The 21,431-nt window shown below is 65.2% G+C and carries 21 protein-coding genes and 2 tRNA genes; 11 read left to right on the forward strand and 12 right to left on the reverse strand.

Going from position 1 to position 21,431, the window contains the following annotated elements:
- Positions 1-5: 5 nt before the first annotated feature.
- The 3 genes from ABZ677_RS12025 (at position 6) to ABZ677_RS12035 (ending at position 2,988) form a co-directional block, all read left to right on the forward strand.
- Entirely contained in the window at positions 6-716 is a 711-nt protein-coding gene (locus ABZ677_RS12025) for a response regulator transcription factor (RefSeq protein ID WP_358369519.1), read from the forward strand.
- Entirely contained in the window at positions 716-2,110 is a 1,395-nt protein-coding gene (locus ABZ677_RS12030; RefSeq protein WP_358369522.1) for a HAMP domain-containing sensor histidine kinase, read from the forward strand. Before ABZ677_RS12025 ends, ABZ677_RS12030 begins: the two co-directional genes overlap by 1 nt.
- Before the next feature lie 83 nt (positions 2,111-2,193).
- Positions 2,194-2,988 (forward strand): enoyl-CoA hydratase-related protein, encoded by a 795-nt coding sequence (locus ABZ677_RS12035; RefSeq protein ID WP_082323593.1) that lies wholly within the window; start codon positions 2,194-2,196, stop codon positions 2,986-2,988.
- A gap of 5 nt (positions 2,989-2,993) precedes the next feature.
- Here ABZ677_RS12035 and ABZ677_RS12040 read toward each other — a convergent pair whose 3' ends face one another.
- Genes ABZ677_RS12040 through ABZ677_RS12050 form a run of 3 tightly spaced genes read right to left on the reverse strand, consistent with a single transcriptional unit; the run spans position 2,994 to position 5,253 of the window.
- Complete coding sequence (locus ABZ677_RS12040) at positions 2,994-3,686, reverse strand: uracil-DNA glycosylase (protein WP_358369525.1); 693 nt, start codon at positions 3,684-3,686, stop codon at positions 2,994-2,996.
- Positions 3,683-4,207: a gamma carbonic anhydrase family protein gene (locus tag ABZ677_RS12045; RefSeq protein WP_032397774.1), complete on the reverse strand. Its 525-nt coding sequence runs from the start codon at positions 4,205-4,207 to the stop codon at positions 3,683-3,685. Before ABZ677_RS12045 ends, ABZ677_RS12040 begins: the two co-directional genes overlap by 4 nt.
- A 38-nt stretch (positions 4,208-4,245) precedes the next feature.
- The gene (locus ABZ677_RS12050; protein WP_358369693.1) at positions 4,246-5,253 is read right to left on the reverse strand and encodes a thiamine-phosphate kinase; all 1,008 of its coding nucleotides are present in this window, start codon (positions 5,251-5,253) and stop codon (positions 4,246-4,248) included.
- Positions 5,254-5,426: 173 nt separating this feature from the next.
- Here ABZ677_RS12050 and ABZ677_RS12055 point away from each other — a divergent pair, with 173 nt between their 5' ends.
- Positions 5,427-5,675 carry an Lrp/AsnC ligand binding domain-containing protein gene (locus tag ABZ677_RS12055; protein ID WP_358369529.1) on the forward strand — a complete coding sequence of 83 codons (249 nt, stop codon included), beginning with the start codon at positions 5,427-5,429 and terminating at the stop codon, positions 5,673-5,675.
- Positions 5,676-5,678: 3 nt separating this feature from the next.
- Entirely contained in the window at positions 5,679-6,284 is a 606-nt protein-coding gene (locus tag ABZ677_RS12060) for a DUF3515 domain-containing protein (RefSeq protein WP_358369532.1), read from the forward strand.
- Between the two features lie 18 nt (positions 6,285-6,302).
- Here ABZ677_RS12060 and ABZ677_RS12065 read toward each other — a convergent pair whose 3' ends face one another.
- Both ABZ677_RS12065 and ABZ677_RS12070 read right to left on the reverse strand, forming a co-directional pair.
- Complete coding sequence (locus ABZ677_RS12065; RefSeq protein ID WP_037189713.1) at positions 6,303-7,409, reverse strand: D-alanine--D-alanine ligase family protein; 1,107 nt, start codon at positions 7,407-7,409, stop codon at positions 6,303-6,305.
- A gap of 73 nt (positions 7,410-7,482) precedes the next feature.
- Complete coding sequence (locus ABZ677_RS12070; protein WP_037189714.1) at positions 7,483-8,481, reverse strand: NAD(P)H-dependent glycerol-3-phosphate dehydrogenase; 999 nt, start codon at positions 8,479-8,481, stop codon at positions 7,483-7,485.
- A 120-nt stretch (positions 8,482-8,601) separates the two neighbouring features.
- Between ABZ677_RS12070 and cofC the strand changes: the two genes are divergently transcribed.
- The 3 genes from cofC (at position 8,602) to ABZ677_RS12085 (ending at position 12,598) form a co-directional block, all read left to right on the forward strand.
- Complete coding sequence (gene cofC / locus ABZ677_RS12075) at positions 8,602-9,348, forward strand: 2-phospho-L-lactate guanylyltransferase (protein WP_358369536.1); 747 nt, start codon at positions 8,602-8,604, stop codon at positions 9,346-9,348.
- A gap of 194 nt (positions 9,349-9,542) precedes the next feature.
- Positions 9,543-11,663, forward strand: a complete 2,121-nt coding sequence (locus tag ABZ677_RS12080; protein WP_230596244.1) for an RNA degradosome polyphosphate kinase — start codon at positions 9,543-9,545, stop codon at positions 11,661-11,663.
- Complete coding sequence (locus tag ABZ677_RS12085; RefSeq protein WP_094716554.1) at positions 11,663-12,598, forward strand: NUDIX hydrolase; 936 nt, start codon at positions 11,663-11,665, stop codon at positions 12,596-12,598. Before ABZ677_RS12080 ends, ABZ677_RS12085 begins: the two co-directional genes overlap by 1 nt.
- Before the next feature lie 128 nt (positions 12,599-12,726).
- On the opposite strand, the gene ABZ677_RS12090 is transcribed toward ABZ677_RS12085, so the two are convergent.
- From ABZ677_RS12090 to leuC, 3 genes are all read right to left on the reverse strand, one after another.
- Positions 12,727-13,416, reverse strand: coding sequence for an HU family DNA-binding protein (locus tag ABZ677_RS12090; protein WP_037189723.1), 690 nt, complete (start codon positions 13,414-13,416; stop codon positions 12,727-12,729).
- A 149-nt stretch (positions 13,417-13,565) separates the two neighbouring features.
- Positions 13,566-14,183 (reverse strand): 3-isopropylmalate dehydratase small subunit, encoded by a 618-nt coding sequence (gene leuD / locus ABZ677_RS12095; RefSeq protein ID WP_037189724.1) that lies wholly within the window; start codon positions 14,181-14,183, stop codon positions 13,566-13,568.
- A 45-nt stretch (positions 14,184-14,228) separates the two neighbouring features.
- Complete coding sequence (leuC, locus tag ABZ677_RS12100) at positions 14,229-15,653, reverse strand: 3-isopropylmalate dehydratase large subunit (protein ID WP_037189725.1); 1,425 nt, start codon at positions 15,651-15,653, stop codon at positions 14,229-14,231.
- Positions 15,654-15,802: 149 nt separating this feature from the next.
- On the opposite strand from leuC, the gene ABZ677_RS12105 reads away from it, so the two are divergent.
- Complete coding sequence (locus tag ABZ677_RS12105) at positions 15,803-16,534, forward strand: IclR family transcriptional regulator (RefSeq protein WP_037189727.1); 732 nt, start codon at positions 15,803-15,805, stop codon at positions 16,532-16,534.
- 113 nt (positions 16,535-16,647) lie between these two features.
- The gene (locus tag ABZ677_RS12110) at positions 16,648-16,815 is read left to right on the forward strand and encodes a DUF5302 domain-containing protein (RefSeq protein WP_170946045.1); all 168 of its coding nucleotides are present in this window, start codon (positions 16,648-16,650) and stop codon (positions 16,813-16,815) included.
- Between the two features lie 62 nt (positions 16,816-16,877).
- Here ABZ677_RS12110 and ABZ677_RS12115 read toward each other — a convergent pair.
- Together ABZ677_RS12115 and ABZ677_RS12120 are read right to left on the reverse strand one after the other, a co-directional pair.
- A tRNA-Glu gene (locus ABZ677_RS12115) sits at positions 16,878-16,950 on the reverse strand.
- A gap of 91 nt (positions 16,951-17,041) precedes the next feature.
- A tRNA-Gln gene (locus ABZ677_RS12120) sits at positions 17,042-17,113 on the reverse strand.
- Positions 17,114-17,357: 244 nt separating this feature from the next.
- On the opposite strand from ABZ677_RS12120, the gene ABZ677_RS12125 reads away from it, so the two are divergent.
- Entirely contained in the window at positions 17,358-18,944 is a 1,587-nt protein-coding gene (locus ABZ677_RS12125) for a bifunctional 3'-5' exonuclease/DNA polymerase (protein ID WP_358369542.1), read from the forward strand.
- Here the strand turns inward: ABZ677_RS12125 and ABZ677_RS12130 are convergent.
- Together ABZ677_RS12130 and gltX are read right to left on the reverse strand one after the other, a co-directional pair.
- The gene (locus ABZ677_RS12130) at positions 18,902-19,906 is read right to left on the reverse strand and encodes a YihY/virulence factor BrkB family protein (protein ID WP_170946046.1); all 1,005 of its coding nucleotides are present in this window, start codon (positions 19,904-19,906) and stop codon (positions 18,902-18,904) included. The two genes, ABZ677_RS12125 and ABZ677_RS12130, sit on opposite strands and share 43 nt — an antisense overlap.
- Before the next feature lie 46 nt (positions 19,907-19,952).
- The gene (gene gltX / locus ABZ677_RS12135; protein WP_358369545.1) at positions 19,953-21,428 is read right to left on the reverse strand and encodes a glutamate--tRNA ligase; all 1,476 of its coding nucleotides are present in this window, start codon (positions 21,426-21,428) and stop codon (positions 19,953-19,955) included.
- Positions 21,429-21,431: the final 3 nt, after the last annotated feature.

Below are 21,431 nucleotides of genomic sequence, written 5' to 3' on the forward strand. Positions count from 1 at the left end.
TCGACATGGTGAACATTCTCTTCGTAGAGGACGATCCAGCTGTGGCCGAAGCAATGACGTTGGGGCTCAACCGACTCGGCCACCGAGTCGACCATCGCCCCGACGGCAACGGTGATCTCGACAACGCGCTCACCTCCGCCGAGATCGTCCTGCTCGACCTCGGACTCCCCGGAGCCGACGGCTTCGAGATCTGCCGACGAATCCGCGCGCAGAGTTCGGTCCCGATCATCATCCTCACAGCCCGCTCCGATGACATCGACACCGTCGCGGGTCTGGAAGCCGGTGCGGACGACTACGTCGTCAAACCCACGAGCCCACGGGTCCTGGACGCGCGCATCAAGGCTGTGGTCAGACGATCGACCGACACGACACCCGCGGCAACGGCAACGGCAACGGCGACGGCGATCGTCGAGCAGTACGGCGATCTGACCGTCGACCGTTCGTCACTACAGGTGAGGAAGGGCGGAACTCTGCTGACGCTGACGCCGACCGAGCTTCGGCTCCTGCTCGCCCTGACCGAGAACGTGGGTCACGTGCTCAGCCGAGGCCAATTGTTGTCTGCAGCATGGGATCAGGACTACCTCGGCGACTCCCGAATCGTCGATGCCGCGATCCAGAGGCTACGCGGAAAAATCGAGGACGATCCCGCTGCACCGGCCACCATCGAAACGGTGCGTGGGTTCGGATATCGATTCGATCCCGGCCCGGCTCGTTGATGCCGTCCCGGCTGCGAGTCGACGGCCTACGTACTCGACTGGTCCTGGTGTTCATCACCATCGTCGTGATCATCGCCGGTGCAACGGCCGGTGTGGTGTCGTTCATGGCGCGATCGTGGATCTACTCCAACGCGCAGGACGTGGCGACTGCGCAGTTCCGCGACGAACTCCAGGATGCCGACGGGGCCCAGGTGACCCGAGCGAATTCATCCGAACTGAAACAGTTCTTTCCGTCCGACATGACGTTGCTCGTCGGCGACGACGAAATACAACGGGGATCAGTCGACCCGGCCACGCTGTCCCCCGACTTTCTGGCCGGGGTGGGCAGCCGCGGAATCATCCGTTTCGTGCGACTCGACTCCGAACGGATGATGATGGCCATGTCGGTCCGTGTCTTCGAGGCGACCGATCCGGACGGCGACGAAACCCTGGTCACGGCCGTCGCCATTCGGCCGCTCGAGGGCGTGCAGGACAAGTTCGACGATCTTCTGCGCGCCGTGGCCCTCACCCTGGCGGGCGGAGTACTGGTCAGTGGGCTGCTCGGAATGTGGATCGCCTCGACCCTGGTGCGTCCACTGCGACGCCTCGATCGGGCCGCTGCCCGCGCCGCCGACGGTGATCTGAGTGTTCGACTCTCCGAGGAGGGCGTGACCGAACTCGCCGAGCTGACGACGACCTTCAACACCATGATCGCCAGAAACGAGACGGTCATTCGCGGGTTGGAGGAGTCGGAAGAGCAGGCGCGTAGGTTCGTCGCCGATGTCTCCCACGAGCTGAGAACTCCACTGGCAGCACTGGTTCCGGTCGGAGAGATACTCCGAGAGGAGATCCCCCAACTCTCGCCCGATGCGGGAGCAGCCGCCCGGATAGTCAGCGGTGAGATCGGGAAGCTCACTCGACTCGTCGAGGATCTCATCGAGATGTCTCGTCACGACGCACAACAGGCGCGCCTCGTTCTCGACGACGTCGACCTCGTCGAGCTGGTCCGACACTCACTGACCCGCCGCGGATGGGCAGAGAGCGTCGAACTGCGAGGGCCAAACAGTATCGACGCGACCGTGGATCCCCGACGCATCGACGTGGTGGTCGCCAACCTCGTGGGTAATGCACTTCGTCACGGAGAGCCCCCGGTACGCGTGGAGATGAGCGCTCGTCCCGAGTGGGTGGACGTGACAGTGGTGGACCACGGGCCAGGGATATCGCCGGAGGACAACCACGCGATCTTCCGACGGTTCTACAAGGTGGACACCGCTCGCGGACGCAGCGAAGGCAGCGGACTCGGACTGTCCCTCGCCGCCGAGAACGTACGCCTGCACGGCGGCACCATCACTGTCGACCGAGTGGATTCGACCACGGTCTTCAGCGTCCGGCTGCCCCGTCTCCGACCCCGGTAGCGGCGCCGACAGTTGACTCCCGCATCCGTGCCCGAGCACGGCGGCCCCACGGCGGAACAGAAACGTCGGTTAGAGTCCCGAACGTGACTTATTCGGACGCAGACATTTCCAGCAAGGTCAGCATCGAGGACGGTGTACTGCGCATCGTCGTCGCCACCGATGCCGGTGGTGCCTCCCTCGACCTCGAGGGAATCGACGCAGGCACCTCGGCTCTACGCTCCGTCAATGCCGGCAGCACCGCGATCGGAAGCGTCCTGCTCATCGGACGGGGACCCAACTTCTGCGCCGGCGGCAACGTGCGCGATTTCGCCGGCGCGGCCGATCGCAGTGCCTTCGTCGGTTCCGTCGCCGACACGTTTCATGCCTTCGTTCGCGAACTCGCCACAGTCAGCGTCCCGATCGTCGCCGGTGTGCACGGCTGGGCCGCCGGTGCAGGCATGAGCCTGGTCTGTCTGACCGACGTCGCCATCGGCGGACCGTCGACCAAGCTGCGCCCCGCGTACCCCTCGATCGGATTCACTCCGGACGGTGGAATGTCCTGGACACTGCCCCGAATCGTCGGTTCGGGCCGCGCGATGGACATCCTGCTCAACGACGCGATCATCAACGGAGAGGACGCCGTTCGGCTCGGGATCCTCAGCCGGCTGGTGGGCGACGACATCGTGGACAGCGAGGCCGAGCGTCTGGCTCGAACCCTCGCCAACGGACCGACATCGGCGTACCAGGGAATCAAGAAACTGCTCGGAACCTCCGAATCGACAACTCTGACAGAGCAGTTGGACGCCGAAGCCGCCTCGATATCAGCAGCTGCGTCGTCACCTGCCGGACGTGAAGGGGTCGACGCGTTCGTCGAGAAGCGTCGTCCCGACTTCTCCTGAACCGGTCAGGGCAGGGTCCAGTCGATCGGTTCGTCTCCGCCCTCGACCAACAACTCGTTGACACGAGTGAAGGGCTTGGATCCGAAGAACCCGCGCGAGGCGGACAGCGGTGATGGATGAGCGGATTCGATGCAGGGCACGGATCCGAGCATCGGCTTCAGGGTTGCCGCGTCGCGTCCCCACAGAACGGCGACAAGTCCGGGCGCGTCGGGAGTCTCCGCTCGGGCGACCAGGGCCCGAATAGCCTGCTCCGTCACCGCTTCCCACCCCTTCTTTCGGTGCGACGCCGCCTGACCCGGCTCGACGGTCAGCACCCTGTTGAGCAGCATCACGCCGCGGTCGCACCAGGGCGTGAGATCACCGCTGCTGGGCGTGGGCAAACCCAGGTCGTCCGAGTACTCCTTGAAGATGTTGTTCAGACTCCGCGGGACGGGTCGCACGTCCGGTGCAACCGAGAAGCTCAGCCCCACTGCGTGTCCCGGCGTCGGGTACGGATCCTGGCCGACGATGAGGACTCGAACCTCGTCGAAGGGGTAGCGAAACGCCCGCAGTACGTTCTCTCCCGCGGGCAGATAGTGCCGTCCTGCGGCGAGCTCGGCCCGCAGGAAGTCGCCCATCGCAGCGACATTCGACTCGACCGGCGCGAGGGCCCGTGCCCATCCCGATTCGACGGCATCGGCGAGCGGCTTGGGCGTCACCGATCGATCCGGCGCAGCGCGTCGCGGTAGTACGCGGCGTTGGCCGAGTACATCTGCACGTTGATGTCGACGTGGCCGTCGGGAACCTGGTAGCCCTCGCGGATCTTCGCGGGCACACCGAGCGCCATGGAACGTTCGGGAACGACGAACTTGAACGGCACAACCGCGCCAGCACCGACGATCGAACCGGCACCGATCTTCGAACCGTTCAGCACCACCGAGCCCGACGCGATGAGGCAGTTGTCCCCGATGGTCGCACCCTCGACGTGCGCGTTGTGGCCCAGTACGCATCCGGATCCGATGACCGTTGCGTCGATCGGGGTGCAGTGCACCACGGTTCCGTCCTGCACGTTGGTGCCCTCGCCGATCGAGATCGTGCCGTAGTCGGCCCGCAGAACCGCAGTGGGCCACACCGACGATCCGGCAGCCAGGGTCACCGCTCCGATGACGACGGCGTCGGGATGAACGTAGGCGTCGGGGTGGATGTCGGGTTCACGATCACCGAGTGCATAGATAGCCATCTCTGCAACTTAGCCGACTCGATGGACCCGACCCGTGTTCACTCGCCCTCGAAACTCGACCATCCCGATCTACCCTCGTGAACGCGTCCACCGACCGTCACTCGCGGGCTCTGTCCATCACCGCCGTGCTGGACACGGCCGATCACCGTCCATCCCCGAGGAACGCCTGCGGCATCGGGGAAGGTGCCGACGAGCGCGTGATCCTCGCCTCCGGTGAGTACCCACTCCAGCGGATCGTGCCCCACCAGCGTTGCTGCCGACCGCAGTTCGACGGGGATCTCCAGCAGGTCCGGATCGAGGTCCAGGAGAACGCCCGACGCGTCGGCGATGTGGCCGAGATCGGCCAACAACCCGTCGGAGACGTCGGTGAGCGAGGTCGCACCCGCCTCTGCGGCGTCGATCCCGGCGCGATACGGAGGGACGGGCACCCGGTGCGCGTCCACCACGGCGTCGTGGCCGGTTGTGTCCCTGTCACCGAGCAGTAGGGCCAGGCCGGCCGCCGACCAGCCGAGCCGCCCCGCGTACGCGATCACGTTGCCGGCACGCGCCCCCGATCGAAGAACCGGGGCCCGGCCCTGAAGATCGCCGAGCGCGGTGATCGAGATCACCAGCTCCGGCGATTGCACCACATCGCCACCGACAACGGCCGACCCCGCAGCAACTGCCTCGAGCCACATGCCCTCGTTGAGACCGTCGGTCACGCTCACCGGCGTGTCGGCCGGACATCCGAGAGAGACGAGAAAGCCCGAGCACTGCGCACCCATTGCGGCGATGTCCGCGCCGTTCTGCGCGATCGCCTTACGGCCGATCTGTATCGGACTCGACCAGTCGAGTCGAAAGTGCCTGCCGTGCACCAACATATCGGTGGACGCCGCGATCCGACCGTCGGACGCAGCAACAACGGCTGCGTCGTCGCCCGGCCCGACGATGGTCGACGGTGGCTGCACACGGTCTGCGATCGCACGGGCGATCACGTCGAATTCGCCGACCTGCGCGACGGTGCGCTCGCTGCCGGTGGCCGAGTCGGTGACGGAGTCGTCGATGATGTTCCTCCCTGAGAACGCGGTACGTGCGCGACGGTCTCACGCGGAGCGCGCGCCGCGCCTGCGGTACCTTTTAGCGGCGGTCGGGACAGTACCGATGCAGCAGGTTACGTGCGAAGAGAACGTAGTCGACTCAACCTACAGTCGAGAAGTCCGGCAGGGGAAAGGGACCACCGATGGTGCAAGCATTCGTTCTCGTTCAGACCGAGGTCGGCCGAGCGACGGCCGTCGCACAGCAGATCGAGGCCGTCGACGGTGTCGTGTCGGCGGAGGCAGTGGTCGGGCCCTACGACGTGATCGCCCGCGCCGACGGTGCCTCCGACGCCGAGATCGCCGATATCGTCTCCCGCATCCAGAAGGTCGATGCCATCACTCGCACCCTCACCTGCCCTGTGGCCCCGCAGTCGACGACGTCCGTCGGATAGCTCGTGAATTCACCCGACACCGGCAACGACGCCGGCACCGAAGACAGCCCCGCCGAGACCGAGGGCACCCGCGAGCAGCGACATCCTGCGGTCATCGCCACCGCGATCGCACTGCCGGTCGCGCTGGTCGTCGGAGTTCTGGTTGCCGCCATCGCGGTCAACCGCTCGCCCGTCCACGATCCGGTCGCTCTAGGCCCGGTCGACTCCCCCGATGCCGCTGGTGCGCAGTGCACGTCGCTCCTCGACGCCCTGCCCGACAACCTCGGCGACTACACCAGAGCCGAGTTGGCCGATCCGGCACCGGTCGGAGTCCGCGCATGGGTCTCGGCCGAGGAGAACGCCGAGCCGGTCGTGTTGCGCTGCGGCCTGCCCCGGCCGATCGGGTTCGATGTGGCTGCACCCCTGCAGGTGATCGACGACGTTCAGTGGTTCGAGGTGTCCGGGGAAGACGACGGGATCGACGCCAGCACATGGTTCGTCGTCGATCGCGGTGTGTACGTGGCCCTGACGATTCCGGGCGACTCGGGCCCCACCCCGTTGCAGGACGCGTCCTCGGCCGTATCCGGCGCGCTGCCCCAGCAACCTCTCGACCCGGCTCCGCTGCAGTAGCGCTGGGCCGCAACAGCTCTAACGCAGACCGATACCGCGGGCGAGAGCGGTGTCGATCAGGGTGGCGATGAGCGTCGGGTAGTCGACGCCGGACTCCGCCCACATCTTGGGGTACATCGAGATCGAGGTGAACCCGGGCATCGTGTTGATCTCGTTGATGACCGGACCGTTCTCGGTGACGAAGAAATCCACCCGCGCCAGGCCCTGGCAGTCCAACGCACGGAAGGCAGCGACGGCGAGTTCACGAATGCGGTCGCTCGTGGCGTCGTCGAGGGCAGCCGGGATGTCGAACTCACTGACATCGTCGAGGTACTTGGTGTCGAAGTCGTAGAAAGCGTGATCGTCGATGTCCGCGTCGGGAATTCGGATCTCGGCGACGGCGCTCGCGCGCACGGTGCCGTCGGGAAATTCCAGTACCCCGCACTCGACCTCGCGGCCGTGGATCATGCCCTCGACGATCACCTTGGGGTCGTGTTCGCGTGCGACGGCGATCGCGGTGGGGAGTTGGTCCCACGCGGTGATGCGCGAGATTCCGATGGACGACCCGCCTCGGGCCGGTTTGACGAATGCGGGCAGGCCGATCCGGTCACGCTCGGCAGCCGTCAGGTCGTCGACCGCGCGCCGGAGTACCACCTGGCGACCGATCGGCAGGCCCTCGGCTCCGAGCAGCTTCTTGGTGAATTCCTTGTCCATCCCCGCAGCACTGGCCAGCACACCCGGCCCGACGTACGGAACGCCTGCCAATTCGAGCAGACCCTGCAGGGTGCCGTCCTCGCCGTACGGTCCGTGCAGAACCGGGAACACGACGTCGACGGATGCGAGCACTGTCCCGCCTTCCCCTTCGCCGAGGGCGAGCAGAGCGCCGGCGTGACCCGGGTCCGTGCTGAGAGCAAGCGATGCGCCGGTCTTGTCCACGGTCGGAAGCACCCGGTCGTGAATCGTCAGCGCGTCGATGTCGGAGGAACCGAGTACCCAGGCACCGTCCGCGGTGATTCCCACGGGAACCACCTCGTACTTGGCCGGATCGAGGTTCTGCAGCACGCTACCTGCCGATACACAGGACACAGCGTGCTCGCTGCTGCGTCCACCGAAGACGACGGCAACTTTGATGCGGGGAGTACTCACGATGAGAAACCGTACCGCCGCGGCTCATCGAACGCGGATTCGCCCTGTTCGTCGCGAGACCCCGATCACTGCCTCACTCGGGCTTGATGCGACGTCCCAGCAGGTGCCCGACTGCATCCGGAACGGACATGCCGCCGTGACACACCCGATGGACCGCGTCGGTCAGCGGCATCTCGACGTCGTAACTCTCGGCGAGCGCCCGGACCGAGGTACAGGACTTGACGCCCTCGGCAACCTGCCCGTGCGCCGCTTCCTGCGCACTCTCGAGGGAGCCACCCGAACCCAGTCGTTCTCCGAACGTGCGATTGCGCGAGAGAGGTGACGAGCAGGTGGCGACCAGATCTCCCACGCCTGCCAGGCCCGACAGCGTCGACGGTTTGGCACCGAGCGCTACTCCGAGACGGATGATCTCGGCCAGACCCCTGGTCATGATCGACGCGAGGGTGTTCTCGCCGTATCCGACGCCTGCGGCCATCCCGCAGGCGAGGGCGATGACGTTCTTGCAGGCGCCACCGATCTCGGCACCGATGACATCACTGTTGGTGTACGGCCTGAAATATCCCGTGGCGCAGGACTTCTGAATCTCGAGGGCACGCTGGGAGTCGGAGCACGCGATGACGGTCGCGGCGGGCTGTCCCTCGGCTATGGGGCGCGCAAGATTAGGCCCGGACAGGCACGCGACCCGGCTGGGGTCCGCACCGGTGACCTGAGAGATCACCTGGCTCATCCGCATGAGCGTTCCGGTCTCGATTCCCTTCGCCAGGGAGAGCAGGGTCGCGTGCGGCGGAATCGAATCGGTCCACGCCCCCAGATTGGCCCGCAGACTCTGCGACGGCACGGCCAACACCACGATGTCGGCTCCGTCGAGTGCACGAACGGGATCACTCGTCGCGCGAATCGACGACGGCAGCTCGATTCCCGACAGATAATCCTTGTTCTCGTGGTCGTCGGTGATGGATGCAGCGAGTTCCTCGCGCCGGGCCCACATGGTGACGTCCGTTCCCGCATCGGCCAACACCTTGGCGAATGCGGTCCCCCACGAACCCGACCCCAGTACCGCTGCTCTGCTCATTCCGCCAACCCCTCGCCTACTTCGCCGATGCCCTGTCCACGCGCGCATCACCCTAACTCGCAGACCTGCTCGGGCGGTCGGAGTCGGCACAGATCCGTGACGCTGGCAGGATCGAGCACCATGGGTGCATCACGAGACGGCGACGGCGACCGCGTCGTCAGGGTTCTCATCGCGGTGAAGGATCTCACCGCGGCGAAGTCGCGCCTGGCGGCGGAGTTCTCGCCACCCGACCGGACACGATTGGTGCTCGCCATGCTCAGCGACACCGTGGCGGCCGCAGACGCGGTGTCGGTGGTCGATTCGGTCACGGTGGTCACCCCTGATCCTCTCGTCGCGGAGACCGCCCGCAGAATCGGTGCACGGGTGTTCGACGAACCGGTCCGCGATCCTGCGCTGCCACCGGACGAACGCCTCAATCACGCGTTCTCCGCCGCGGCGCAGGTACTGCGACACGGTCACGTCGGCGCGGACGGTCGTGGGGGCTCGACCGTTGCCGCAGACCGCGTCGACATCATCGCGTTGCAAGCAGACCTTCCGGCGATGCGTTCGGTGGAACTCGCCCAGGCCTACACCGGTGCCCGCCGGGGAGGCAGATCACTCGTGGTCGATCATCACGGCACGGGGACCGCTGCCCTGATCCTCAAGGACTCCCCCGACGAGCTGGCTCCACTGTTCGGCAGAGACTCCGCACACCGCCACACCGAGTCGGGCGCACGGGAACTCGACGGCACGTGGCCGGGTCTTCGACTGGACGTGGACACCGCCGACGACGTCCGTAGAGCGCACGGTCTGGGGGTCGGACCGGCGACGGCGGCCGTCCTCCACTCGCTCGGCTGGAGTGACGAAGCATCTGCGACGACTGCGTGAGCGTGCGGACCGCCGCGGCAGTCGAGTGAACACCGGCGGTGAGTTCGGCCATCGGAGTTTCACCCACGCCGGGTATGGGGGATGATCGTGCGGTGAGCAAAGACGACGTGCAGCCCGCGAACCAGGATCCGCCGATCGAGACCGGAAAGGCCACCGGTGCGGAGCCGGCATGGAGCGCTCCGATCGCGGCGACGATGCCGAGCATTCCCTCCGCTCTACCGGCTGCCACGCCGGAATCCGTGGACGCTGCCACCGTGCTTCCCGAAAATCGCTATCTCAACCGGGAATTGAGCTGGCTCGACTTCAACTCGCGAGTTCTCGCGCTGGCGGAGGACTCGTCGCTCCCCTTGCTCGAACGGGCGAAGTTCCTCGCCATCTACGCATCCAACCTCGACGAGTTCTACATGGTTCGAGTTGCCGGCCTCAAGCGTCGTGACGAAACCGGTCTGTCGGTTCGCTCCGCCGACGGTATGACTCCGCGCGAGCAGCTCGCCGTGATCGGGCAACGCACCCAGGAGCTCGCGCTCAAACATGCGCGTGTGCTGCTCGATTCGATCCTGCCCGAGCTCACCGCCGAGGGCATCGCGATCATCCGGTGGTCCGACCTGGACAGCGACGAGCGCACGCGGCTGTCGGAGTATTTCACCGAGCAGGTCTTTCCGGTTCTCACGCCGCTGGCCGTCGACCCGGCCCACCCCTTCCCGTACATCAGTGGCTTGAGCTTGAATCTCGCTGTGACAGTGAAGGATTACTCGACGACCGGTGAGCACTTCGCCCGCGTGAAGGTTCCCGACAATGTGGATCGCTTCGTACGGGTCAAGCGCGGCGACGGCAATCACCGCATCGATGCCTTCCTCTCGATGGAGGAATTGATCTCGGCTCACCTCGATGTCCTCTTCCCCGGAATGGAGGTCGTCGAGTCTCACGCGTTCCGCATCACGCGCAACGCCGATTTCGAGGTCGAGGAAGACCGAGACGAGGACCTCCTGCAGGCACTGGAGCGTGAGCTCGCGCGCAGGCGCTTCGGCTCGCCGGTCCGCCTCGAGATCGCCGACGACATGACCGAGCACATGCTCGAATTGCTGCTTCGCGAACTCGATGTCGATCCGGGCGACGTCATTCAGGTCCCCGGACTGCTCGACCTGTCGTGCCTGTGGCAGGTCTACAGCGTCGACCGCCCCAACCTCAAGGATGCCCCCTTCGTCCCGGCCACCCACCCGGCATTCGGTGAGCGCGAGACCCCCAAGAGCGTCTTCTCCACCCTGCGCGACGGCGATGTGCTGGTACATCATCCCTACGATTCGTTCTCCACCAGCGTTCAACGCTTCATCGAACAGGCGGCGGCCGATCCGCAGGTGCTCGCCATCAAGCAGACGCTCTATCGGACCTCGGGCGATTCCCCGATCGTCAACGCGCTCGTCGACGCCGCCGGAGCGGGCAAGCAGGTCGTTGCACTGGTCGAGATCAAGGCGCGTTTCGACGAACAGGCCAACATCGAGTGGGCACGCAAGCTCGAAAAGGCGGGCGTCCACGTGGTGTACGGCCTCGTCGGCCTCAAGACGCACTGCAAGACCTGCCTGGTCGTGCGCCGAGAAGGATCCGTCATTCGCCGCTACTGCCACATCGGTACCGGCAACTACAACCCCAAGACAGCGCGAATCTACGAGGACGTGGGCCTGTTGACGTCGTCGCCCGAAATCGGGGCCGACCTCACCGATCTGTTCAACTCACTGACCGGATATTCGCGAAAGTCCAAGTACCGCAACCTCCTCGTCGCACCGTACGGGGTGCGGCGCGGCATCGTCGAGCGCATCGAGGCGGAGGTCGAACACCTCAAGGAAGGCCGCGCGGCCGGAATTCGTCTCAAGGCCAACGCCTTGGTCGACGAGCAGGTCATCGACGCGCTCTACCGAGCATCGATGGCAGGAGTTCCGGTGAAGGTGGTGGTGCGCGGAATCTGTGCACTCAAGCCAGGAGTTCCCGGCCTGTCGGAGAACATCGAAGTTCGTTCCATCCTCGGCCGATTCCTCGAACACTCGCGAGTTCTGCACTTCCAGGGTGCGGACGAGTTCTGGATCGGCAGCGCAGACATGATGCACCGCAACCTCGATCGCCGAGTCGAGGTGATGGCTCAGGTCAAGGATCCGCGACTGGCGAACCAGCTGAGCGACATCTTCGATTCTGCCCTCGACCCCACCACTCGATGCTGGGAGCTGGGACCGGACGGCGGCTGGGTCGCGTCACCGGCTCGGGGTGAGAAAGTTCGTGAGCATCAGGTGGACCTGATGCGCAGTCGGAGGAATCAGGCGTCCTGATGGGCACTTCCGACGGCTCGCCCCGCGCCAACATCTTCGCGGCGGGCTCGATCCTGTGGCGACGTTCACCGAGCGGCGACCCCGGCGTCGAGGTCGCCTTGGTGCACAGGCCCAAGTACGACGACTGGTCGTTCCCCAAGGGAAAGCTCGATCCCGGTGAGACAGCTGTCGACGCCGCGGTCCGAGAGGTCAAGGAGGAGACCGGATTCGACTCGCGACTCGGACGGTCGCTGTCCTACGTCACCTATCCGATCCCGGGGCACCGCCGGGTCAAGAAGGTGCTGTACTGGGCGGCCGAGGTCACCGGGGGCGAGTTCGTTCCCAATGTCGAGGTGGACGAACTGCGCTGGGTGACTCCGGAGGACGTCGGCCGCGAGCTCTCGTATCCCATGGACCACAAGATCCTTCGCCGGTTCGTGGCCAAGCCTGCCGACACCTCCACGGTGTTGCTGGTTCGGCACGGCAGCGCCGGGTCACGCTCACGGTTCAAGGGCAACGACGTCGACCGTCCACTCGACAGAACCGGACGACGTCAGGCCGAATCCTTGGTCTCGTTGCTTCGGGCCTTCGGCGGTGATTCCGTGTACGCCGCCGACCGCGCTCGATGCGTCCAGACAGTCGCTCCGTTCGCGGAATCGTTGGGGGTGGACATCACTCCCGAGCACCTCCTGTCCGAGGAGGGGTACGCCGACGACCCACGTAAGGGGCGCCACCGCGCTCGCGACATCGCCGAACTACCCGGCACCCCCGTGATCTGCAGCCAGGGAAAGGTGATCCCCGACCTGATGCGATGGTGGGCCGAGAAGGACGGAATAACGTTGCCTGCCAACAGAAATCGCAAGGGCAGCATTTGGGTCCTCTCGCGCCGCGACGGCAGGCTCATCGCTGCCGACCACATCGCCAGTCCATTGCCCACCCTCGCCGCCGACGGCTGAGCAACGCAACACGAACGACGGAAGGCCCCCGCCTCGCTCTTCGAGTCGGGGGCCTTCCGCCTTGTCCACGCTGCCACACTCACGCAGCCGCATCAGCGGCTGCGCCTCACGAGTGAGACCTGCGGGCTCTACTTCTTTGCTGCGCGCTTCGCGGGAGCCTTCTTCGCCGGAGCCTTCTTGGCCGGAGCCTTCTTCGCTACGGTCTTCTTGGCCGCTGTCTTCGCCGGAGCCTTCTTGGCGGGAGCAGCAGTCGTTGCCGCCTTGCGCGCGGTCGTCTTGGCCGGAGCCTTCTTCGCAACGGTCTTGCGTGCGGTGGTCTTCGCGGGAGCTGCCTTCTTCGCAGCGGTCTTCGCGGGAGCCGCAGCCTTGCGAGCCGTGGTCTTCGCCGGTGCTGCCTTCTTGGCGGCAGCAGTGGTTGCCTTGCGGGCGGTCGTCTTCACGGCCGCCTTCTTCGCAGCCGTCTTCTTCGCAGCCGCAGTCTTCTTGGCCGGAGCCGCAGCCGAACCGCGCTTGACGGCAGGACCGGTGGCGGGCAACTTCTGTCCGCCCGCGATGACGGCCTTGAACTGTGCACCCGGACGGAATGCCGGAACGTTGGTCGGCTTCACGCGAACGGTCTCACCGGTGCGGGGGTTACGGGCGACGCGCGCTGCGCGACGACGCTGCTCGAACACGCCGAAGCCCGTGATCGTGACACTCTCGCCGCGGTGTACTGCGCGCACGATGGTGTCGACGATGTTCTCGACAGCCTCTGTGGCGCTCCGCCTATCAGACCCCAACTTCTCGGTCAGGGCGTCAATCAGCTCTGCCTTGTTCATGGATTTCCTCCGCTATATGGTGGTCCATCGTCGGACCGACTACTACAACGGTAAACCCCAAGTCGTCAAGAGTCTATGCGCCACGCCAATTTTCATTGTGGTGTCGCGCAATGATTCACGGCCGCAAAGCGTGTCGGACCGGTGCCCGGTCAGCTTTCGGCGGGTGTCTCGATCCGCGCCGGGAGGGTCAGGGGTTTGTATGAAGGCCTTGACTTTTCGTACTCCGTAATGGCCTCTACCTGGCGTAATGTCAATCCGATGTCGTCCAGACCCTCCAGCAGACGCCACCGCGTGTAGTCGTCAATCGCGAAGCGCACCACCAACGTTCCAGCCGTTACGGTCTTGTCGACGAGGTCGACAATTATTTCCAGACCGGGCTGTTCTTCTAAGGCTTTCCACAGCAATTCGACGTCCGACTGATCGACTTCGGCGGCCAGCAGCCCGGCTTTGCCCGAGTTTCCGCGAAAGATATCGGCGAAACGGGAAGCGATCACAACCCGAAATCCGAAGTCCGAGAGTGCCCAGACGGCATGTTCGCGTGACGATCCCGTACCGAAATCGGGCCCGGCAACGAGCACCGAGCCTCGGTCGTAGGGCTCGAGGTTCAAGATGAAGTTCGGGTCCGAGCGCCATGCCGCGAACAACCCGTCCTCGAATCCGGTACGCGTGACGCGCTTGAGGTAGACCGCGGGGATTATCTGGTCGGTGTCGACGTTGGACCGCCGAAGCGGAACTCCGATACCTGTGTGTCGAGTGAAAGCTTCCATCGAATGTGCTCCTATGCGTTCGATCGATCCGAGCGAATACGCGCGTTACGCGAGATCGGCCGGAGAGGACAGGGTTCCGCGGATTGCAGTTGCCGCCGCAACCAACGGTGACACGAGATGGGTGCGACCACCCTTACCCTGCCTACCCTCGAAATTCCTGTTGGATGTCGACGCCGATCGCTCGCCCGCCGCCAATTGATCCGGATTCATACCCAGGCACATCGAGCAGCCGGCCTGACGCCACTCCGCTCCTGCGGCCGTGAATATCTCACCGAGGCCCTCTTCTTCGGCCTGCGCCCGCACCCGCATGGACCCGGGTACCACCAGCATTCGCACTCCGTCGGCAACCCGGTGCCCTTCGAGAACGGACGCGACGGCCCGCAGATCCTCGATTCGACCGTTGGTGCACGAGCCCACGAACACGGTGTCGACGGCGATCTCGCGGATGGGTGTGCCTGCTTCCAGGCCCATGTACTGCAAAGCCTTCTGCGCGGCCGCCCGCTCGCTCTCGTCGACCATCGCCTCGGGATCGGGCACCGTATCGCCCAGTGGCGCACCCTGACCCGGATTCGTTCCCCACGTGACGAACGGCGTCAACGTATCGGCATCGATGTGGACCTCGTTGTCGAACACCGCATCCGGATCGGTCGCCAGTTCGTCCCACGCCGCCACCGCCGCGTCCCAGTCGGCACCGCTGGGAGCGTGCGGACGCCCCTTCAGGTATTCGTAGGTGATCTCGTCGGGAGCAATCATGCCTGCCCGCGCACCGGCCTCGATCGACATGTTGCAGATGGTCATTCGCGCCTCCATCGACAGCTTGCGAATGGCCTCACCGCGGTACTCGAGGACGTAGCCCTGGCCGCCACCGGTGCCGATCTGTGCAATGACAGCAAGGATCAGGTCCTTGCTCGTCACACCGGGGGCGAGCTCACCGTCGACGTTGATCGCCATCGTCTTGAAGGGACGCAGCGACAAGGTCTGCGTGGCCATGACGTGCTCGACCTCGCTGGTACCGATGCCCATCGCGATCGAGCCGAAGGCACCGTGCGTCGAGGTGTGGCTGTCTCCGCACACCACGGTCATGCCGGGCTGGGTCAGACCCAACTGTGGCCCGATGATGTGCACGATGCCCTGATCGAGATCGCCCATCGGGTAGAGCCGAACGCCGAATTCCTCGCAGTTGCGTCGAAGAGTGTCGACCTGTGTGCGCGAGACCAGATCTGCGATGGGCGCGAAGATGTCTGCCGTCGGGACGTTGTGGTCCTCGGTCGCGATCGTGAGATCGGGACGCCGGAGTCCGCGGCCGGCCAGCCGAAGGCCGTCGAACGCCTGCGGGCTCGTGACCTCGTGCACCAGATGGAGATCGATGTAGATCAGGTCCGGCTCACGCGCTCCGCCTTCTCCGCCGCCTCGGACCACCACGTGCTGGTCCCATACCTTCTCCGCCAAAGTCTTCGGTGTTTCGGACATCGCTGTCGCGGACCTCGTCTTCCCTGTCGTCGTCGCGCCGATGAACGGGCTGGTCCACCTCGCGTGATCGTCTCGACATCATGCCCCTGACGCGCACTGAAGATCTCGTAGTTGTGCAATCTCAGCATTCGGGAGGCTAATATCGTTCTATGAGACAGCATAGCCCGAATGGCCTCGTCGACAAATCGAGCGGTATCGGGGTCCTCGACAAGGCGATGACCGTGCTGCACGCGGTGGCCGAGAAGCCATGCAATCTCAACGATCTGTGCGCGCGAACGAGCCTGCCCCGGGCCACGGCTCACCGGCTCGCGGTGGGCCTGGAGACCCACCGACTACTCGTACGAGATGCCGACGGCCTGTGGCGGACGGGGCCGGGGCTGGGAGAGCTTGCGGCGAGCGCATCGGACGCCCTGCTCGATGCCGCCGCCTCGGTACTCCCACGCCTGCGCGAAATCACCGGTGAGAGCGTGCAGATCTATCGGCGGGAAGGGACGGTGCGGGTGTGCGTGGCGTCCATGGAGCCGCCGACCGGACTTCGCGACACCGTGCTCGTCGGCGCACGCCTTCCGATGACGGCCGGATCGGGTGCCAAAGTGCTTCTCGCATGGGCAGATTCGCAGACTCAACGAACAGTTCTGCCCGATGCAGAATTCGGTGAGCGTGTTCTCCTCGAAGTTCGGCGGCGCGGATGGGCACAGAGTGCCGGCGAGCGTGAACCGGGCGTCGCGAGCGTCGCAGCGCCGGTTCGAGACAGCAACGACACTGTGGTGGCGGCGATCTCGGTATCCGGACCCATCGATCGAATCGGACGCAAGCCAGGAGCGCGCTGGGCCGCGGATCTCCTGGCGGCCGCGGACGCACTGAACAAGCGACTCCGATAGAAGCATGCAGACCCCGTCGGCCCGAGGAAAACGAGCTGATCGAGCTGCGAGAGTGGGGTACCTTCGTCTCGAACGGCCTACCCGGCCGGTCGACGACTGCGAGGAGTCATCCCATGCCCGAATCCGGCAGTGAAGAACTGAAGAAGAAGTTCCGCGAGGTTCTGGAACAGAAGAACAGCAAGTCTCACAATTCCGTCGAACACAAGGACGGTGGACCGAAGGTCAACAACGCCCACGGTCCGGCCGACCATCAGAAGATGTTCCGCCGCAAGAGCGTCTGAGAAGCCCGCACCGAAACGACAACACCCTCCCGATCCGAGGATCGAGAGGGTGTTGTCAGTTGTAGCCCCGACGGGATTCGAACCCGCGCTACCGCCTTGAGAGGGCGGCGTCCTAGGCCGCTAGACGACGGGGCCAGGAACTTCACCTGCATTGTGTTCGAGCTTGTACGTGCTGAGCCAGCTTAACTGCCTCGGCCTCGGCGACAAAATCGCCTTCACCTGCTCGCTGGGGTACCAGGACTCGAACCTAGAATGGCGGTACCAGAAACCGCTGTGTTGCCAATTACACCATACCCCAATGGACTTGAATCGAATTGCTCATCACGATCGATGTGCACTGCGTTTCGAGCCGGGATAGAGACTATCAAAGGTGACTACCCATTCTCCAAATCGGCTGCTCAGAGCCACCGAAACCGCCCCAAGGACGCGTCGGGAGCCGCTGAGACACCCTCGCGTGGGGACCGAAGAGCCCCCTCCACACCTCGGCCGACGCGTGGAGCAGACTTGTTCTCCGTGACCGATCGCAGACCCGGCCGAGTCCGATGAAGGTTCTGCTCGTTCCACAGGGCGAGCAAGCCGTGCTGACGTACCTCGCCGACGACGGCTCGACGCTGAGTGATCCCATCGTGGTCGAGGATCAGGCCGCGGCCGTAGCCGAGATCGAGCGCGACGATCGACCGAGGTGGGTGTGGGAAGACACGAGCAGGATCTACCCTCGACTGCTCGACGGAGGCATACGTGTACGCCGCTGTCACGATCTCGCACTGGTCGGTGCCATTCTGTCGATGCGGGCCGGCTCGGCGACCGTCCCGTCGGCTCCTGCCGACCTGCGACCGGGTCTGTTCGACGCGAACCCGAACTCCGATCCCGTGGCGGTACTCACCGAGTATCGGCGTCAGCTGCGCGACATCGGTGACGATCGCGCACTGCACCTGCTGGCAGCGGCCGAGTCGGCCGGAGGACTGGCTGCAGCGGAGATGACCTTCGACGGGTTGCCGTTCTCGGCGTCGGCGCATCGCCGTCATCTCGAGACGATGCTCGGTACCCGGCCGCTCGATGGATCCACTCCCCCGGCCCTCGTGGAACTCGAGAACCAGATCTCGTCGGTATTCGGCCGACGCGTCAATCCCGCCTCGCCCGTGGAGTTGGTGGCCGCGTTCGCGCGCGTCGGTATCGAACTGACATCGACTCGCGCGCACGTCATCCGCGACATCGACCACCCGGCGGTTCCGCTGCTGCTGCGCCACCGTGATCTCTCGAAGCTGCATGCCGCGAACGGGTGGGCGTGGCTCGACGCATGGGTTCGCGACGACAGATTCCGGCCGGTCTACGTTCCCGGCGCTGTGGTGTCGGGTCGGTGGGCCAGTCGCGGTGGGGGCGGCCTTCAAATTCCGAAACCCCTGCGCGCCAGCGTGATAGCCGATCCCGGCTATACCTTCGTGGCTGCCGATGCGGGCCAGCTCGAACCACGCATCCTCGCTGCGATGTCCGGCGATCCGCGCATGGTCGCCGCGGCAGGCACCGCAGATCTGTACGCACCGGTGGCGGCAGAATCGTTCGACGGCGATCGCGGCCACGCGAAGGTCGCCGTTCTCGGGGTGCTCTACGGCGCGACCTCGGGTGAGGCGCGCGCTCTGCTGACGCGACTACGGGCCAAGTTCCCCGGTGCCGTCGCACTGGTGGAGGAGGCCGCCCGCGCCGGAGAACGTGGCGAGGTCGTTCGTTCGTGGCTGGGACGGGCCTGCCCACCGCCCTCGGCGCAGTGGTGGTCCGCCGGTGACGCCCATGCCCGTGGCCGGTTCACTCGCAATTTCGTCGTGCAGGCCACCGCCGCCGAGTGGGCGCTGTGCTTGCTGGCCGATCTGCGTGGTCGGTTGGCCGGCAGCGGAGCCCGCAGGAGCGACCGGAATTCCGGGACCGACAGCGAATTGGTGTTCTTTCAGCACGACGAGGTGGTGGTGCATTGTCCCGTCGCCGAGTCGGATCGTGCCGCCGAAGCGATTGCCGGGTCGGCATTGTCGGCAACCCGGCTGATGTTCGGCGACACGGCGGTCCGGTTTCCGATGGAAACGAGAATCGACCGCTTCTACGGTGCCTCGGCTGCCGGTTCGGAGCCGGATTCGGACTGAGCACGCGGCGGGTCCACGAACGTCACGTCGATGTCCTCGAACGGCTTGTTGCGTTGCGCTTCGGCCTGTCCGGTGTAGGTGAGCTTGTCGCCCTCGGTCAGTTCGACGTCGTCGGTGAACGGGCCGAGCAGGGCTCGGGGAAACAGCCGATCGACGCGAACCACGTTGATCTCGATGCACATCACGATCGACACCGACGTCACGTACAGAAACGCCAGCAGTCCCAGTACGACAGCGAACACACCGTTGGTCACGGTCGCGTTGCTGACGACGTACTTCACGTACACACTGCCGAACGTCTGCAGCAGCTGCCAGATCAGACCGGCCACGATGGCCCCGGGAAGGACCTGCGGGATCGACACCGATCTCGCTGTGGCGAGCCTGAACGCGACGACGAACACGCCGACGTAGAAGAACGTGCCGACCACGAATACCACCAGGCCGGATTCCGGACCGAAATATCCTGCGGCACTGAGCACATTGAGTGCTGTGATGGCCAGCACGGCCAGACCGACCGTGCTCAGCAGACCCAGGCCGCGCACCCGGGCGCGGATGGGATCGGGCCGTAGGTTCTTCGGCACCGTCCACGCGGTGTTCATCGCGTTCTGGAGCGCCACCGCCACCCCGAGTCCGCCGTACAGGGAGCCGAGGACACCCACCACCAGACCGACGGTGCCTCCACCGATGCGTTCGGGCCGGCCCAGTTCGTCTCCGATCACCGGGATCTGACCGAGCGCCGAGTTCAGGATCTGTTGCTGCAGTTCCGGACTACCGGCCAACACGATGCCCAGAACCGTCGAGAACAGCAACAGTGCGGGAAACAGCGAGACGAAGGCGTAGTAGGTGATCAGGGCAGCGAGGTAGCCACCCTGGTCGTCGACGAACTTGTACACCACCGCAATGGGATATCCGAGAACCGGCCGCCTGCGCTGGAGTCGATCCAGTCGATCGGACACACTCATTCGAGGCTCTCCCCGAGGACCGGGGTGCGCCGGCGGCCGTGCGCCCTCACGCCACCTGGGCGCGTGCCGCAGCCAGGCGCGCCAAGGTCTTCTCGCGCCCGAGCAATTCCATGGACTCGTACAGCGGCGGGCTGATGTGCGACCCGGTCACTCCCACCCGTATCGGGGCGAAAGCCTTGCGTGGCTTGAGCTCCAGCTTCTCGATCAACACGTCCTTGAGAGTCGCCTCCAGGTCGGCCGTGGTCCAGCTCTGCAACGCCGTCAGTGCCTCGACAGTGGCGTCGAGAACGGGTGCGGCATCGGCACCGAGATTCTTGGCCGCGGCTGCGGGGTCGATCTCGAAGTCCGCCTCGTCGACGAACAGGAACTTCAACAGTCCCCATGCGTCCGACAGGACGACGATGCGGGTCTGCACCAGATCGGCGGCAACAGCGAAGATCTTCTCGTCGATCGGTTCGACCAGATGTCCTTGGGCAACGAGGAATTCGCGCAATCGCGCCGCGAAATCGTCCGCTGCCAGCAACCTGATGTGCTCGGCGTTGATCGCGTCGGCCTTCTTCTGATCGAAGCGGGCCGGATTGGAATTGACGGACGAGATCTCGAACGCGGCCACCATCTCGTCGAGCGAGAAGACGTCGTGATCGTCCGAGATACCCCATCCGAGAAGAGCGAGGTAGTTCAGCAATCCCTCCGGAACGAACCCACGATCGCGGTGGATGAACAGGTTGGACTCGGGATCACGCTTGGACAACTTCTTGTTGCCCTGGCCCATGACGAACGGCAGGTGCCCGAACTCGGGGGTGCGTTCTGCAACACCGATCCGGATCAATGCCTCGTAGAGAGCGAGCTGACGCGGCGTCGACGACAACAGGTCCTCGCCGCGCAGGACGTGCGTGATCTTCATCAGTGCGTCGTCGACCGGATTGACCAACGTGTACAGCGGAACTCCGTTGCCGCGGGTCAAGGCGAAGTCGGGTACGGTCCCCGCCTTGAACGTGGTCTCCCCGCGCACGAGGTCGTTCCACGTCAGATCGTGATCGGGCATCCGCAGTCGTACGACGGCCCCGCGCCCCTCGTCGAGAAAGCCCTGTCGCTGCTCCGGCGTCAGGTCGCGGTCGAAGTTGTCGTACCCGAGTTTGGGGTCGCGTCCGGCTGCCTTGTGACGGGCTTCCACTTCCTCCGGCGTCGAGAAGGACTCGTAGGCCTCCCCTGCGTCGAGCAACTGCTGCACGACGGCAAGGTGCTGGTCCCGTCGCAGCGACTGACGGTACGGCTCGTACGGGCCGCCCACTTCGGGGCCCTCGTCCCATTCGAGGCCCAGCCAGCGCAACGCGTCGAGCAGGGCGGCGTAGGACTCCTCGGAGTCACGTGCGGCGTCGGTGTCCTCGATGCGAAAGACGAAGGTGCCGCCGTGATGCCTGGCGAACGCCCAGTTGAACAGGGCGGTTCGCACCAGGCCGACGTGCGGGGTACCGGTGGGCGACGGGCAGAACCGAACGCGGACATCTGTTGGTGTGGTCATGCT

Origin of the sequence: Rhodococcus sp. NPDC006774 (assembly GCF_040636045.1) — a bacterium.
Taxonomy (GTDB): Bacteria; Actinomycetota; Actinomycetes; order Mycobacteriales; family Mycobacteriaceae; genus Rhodococcoides.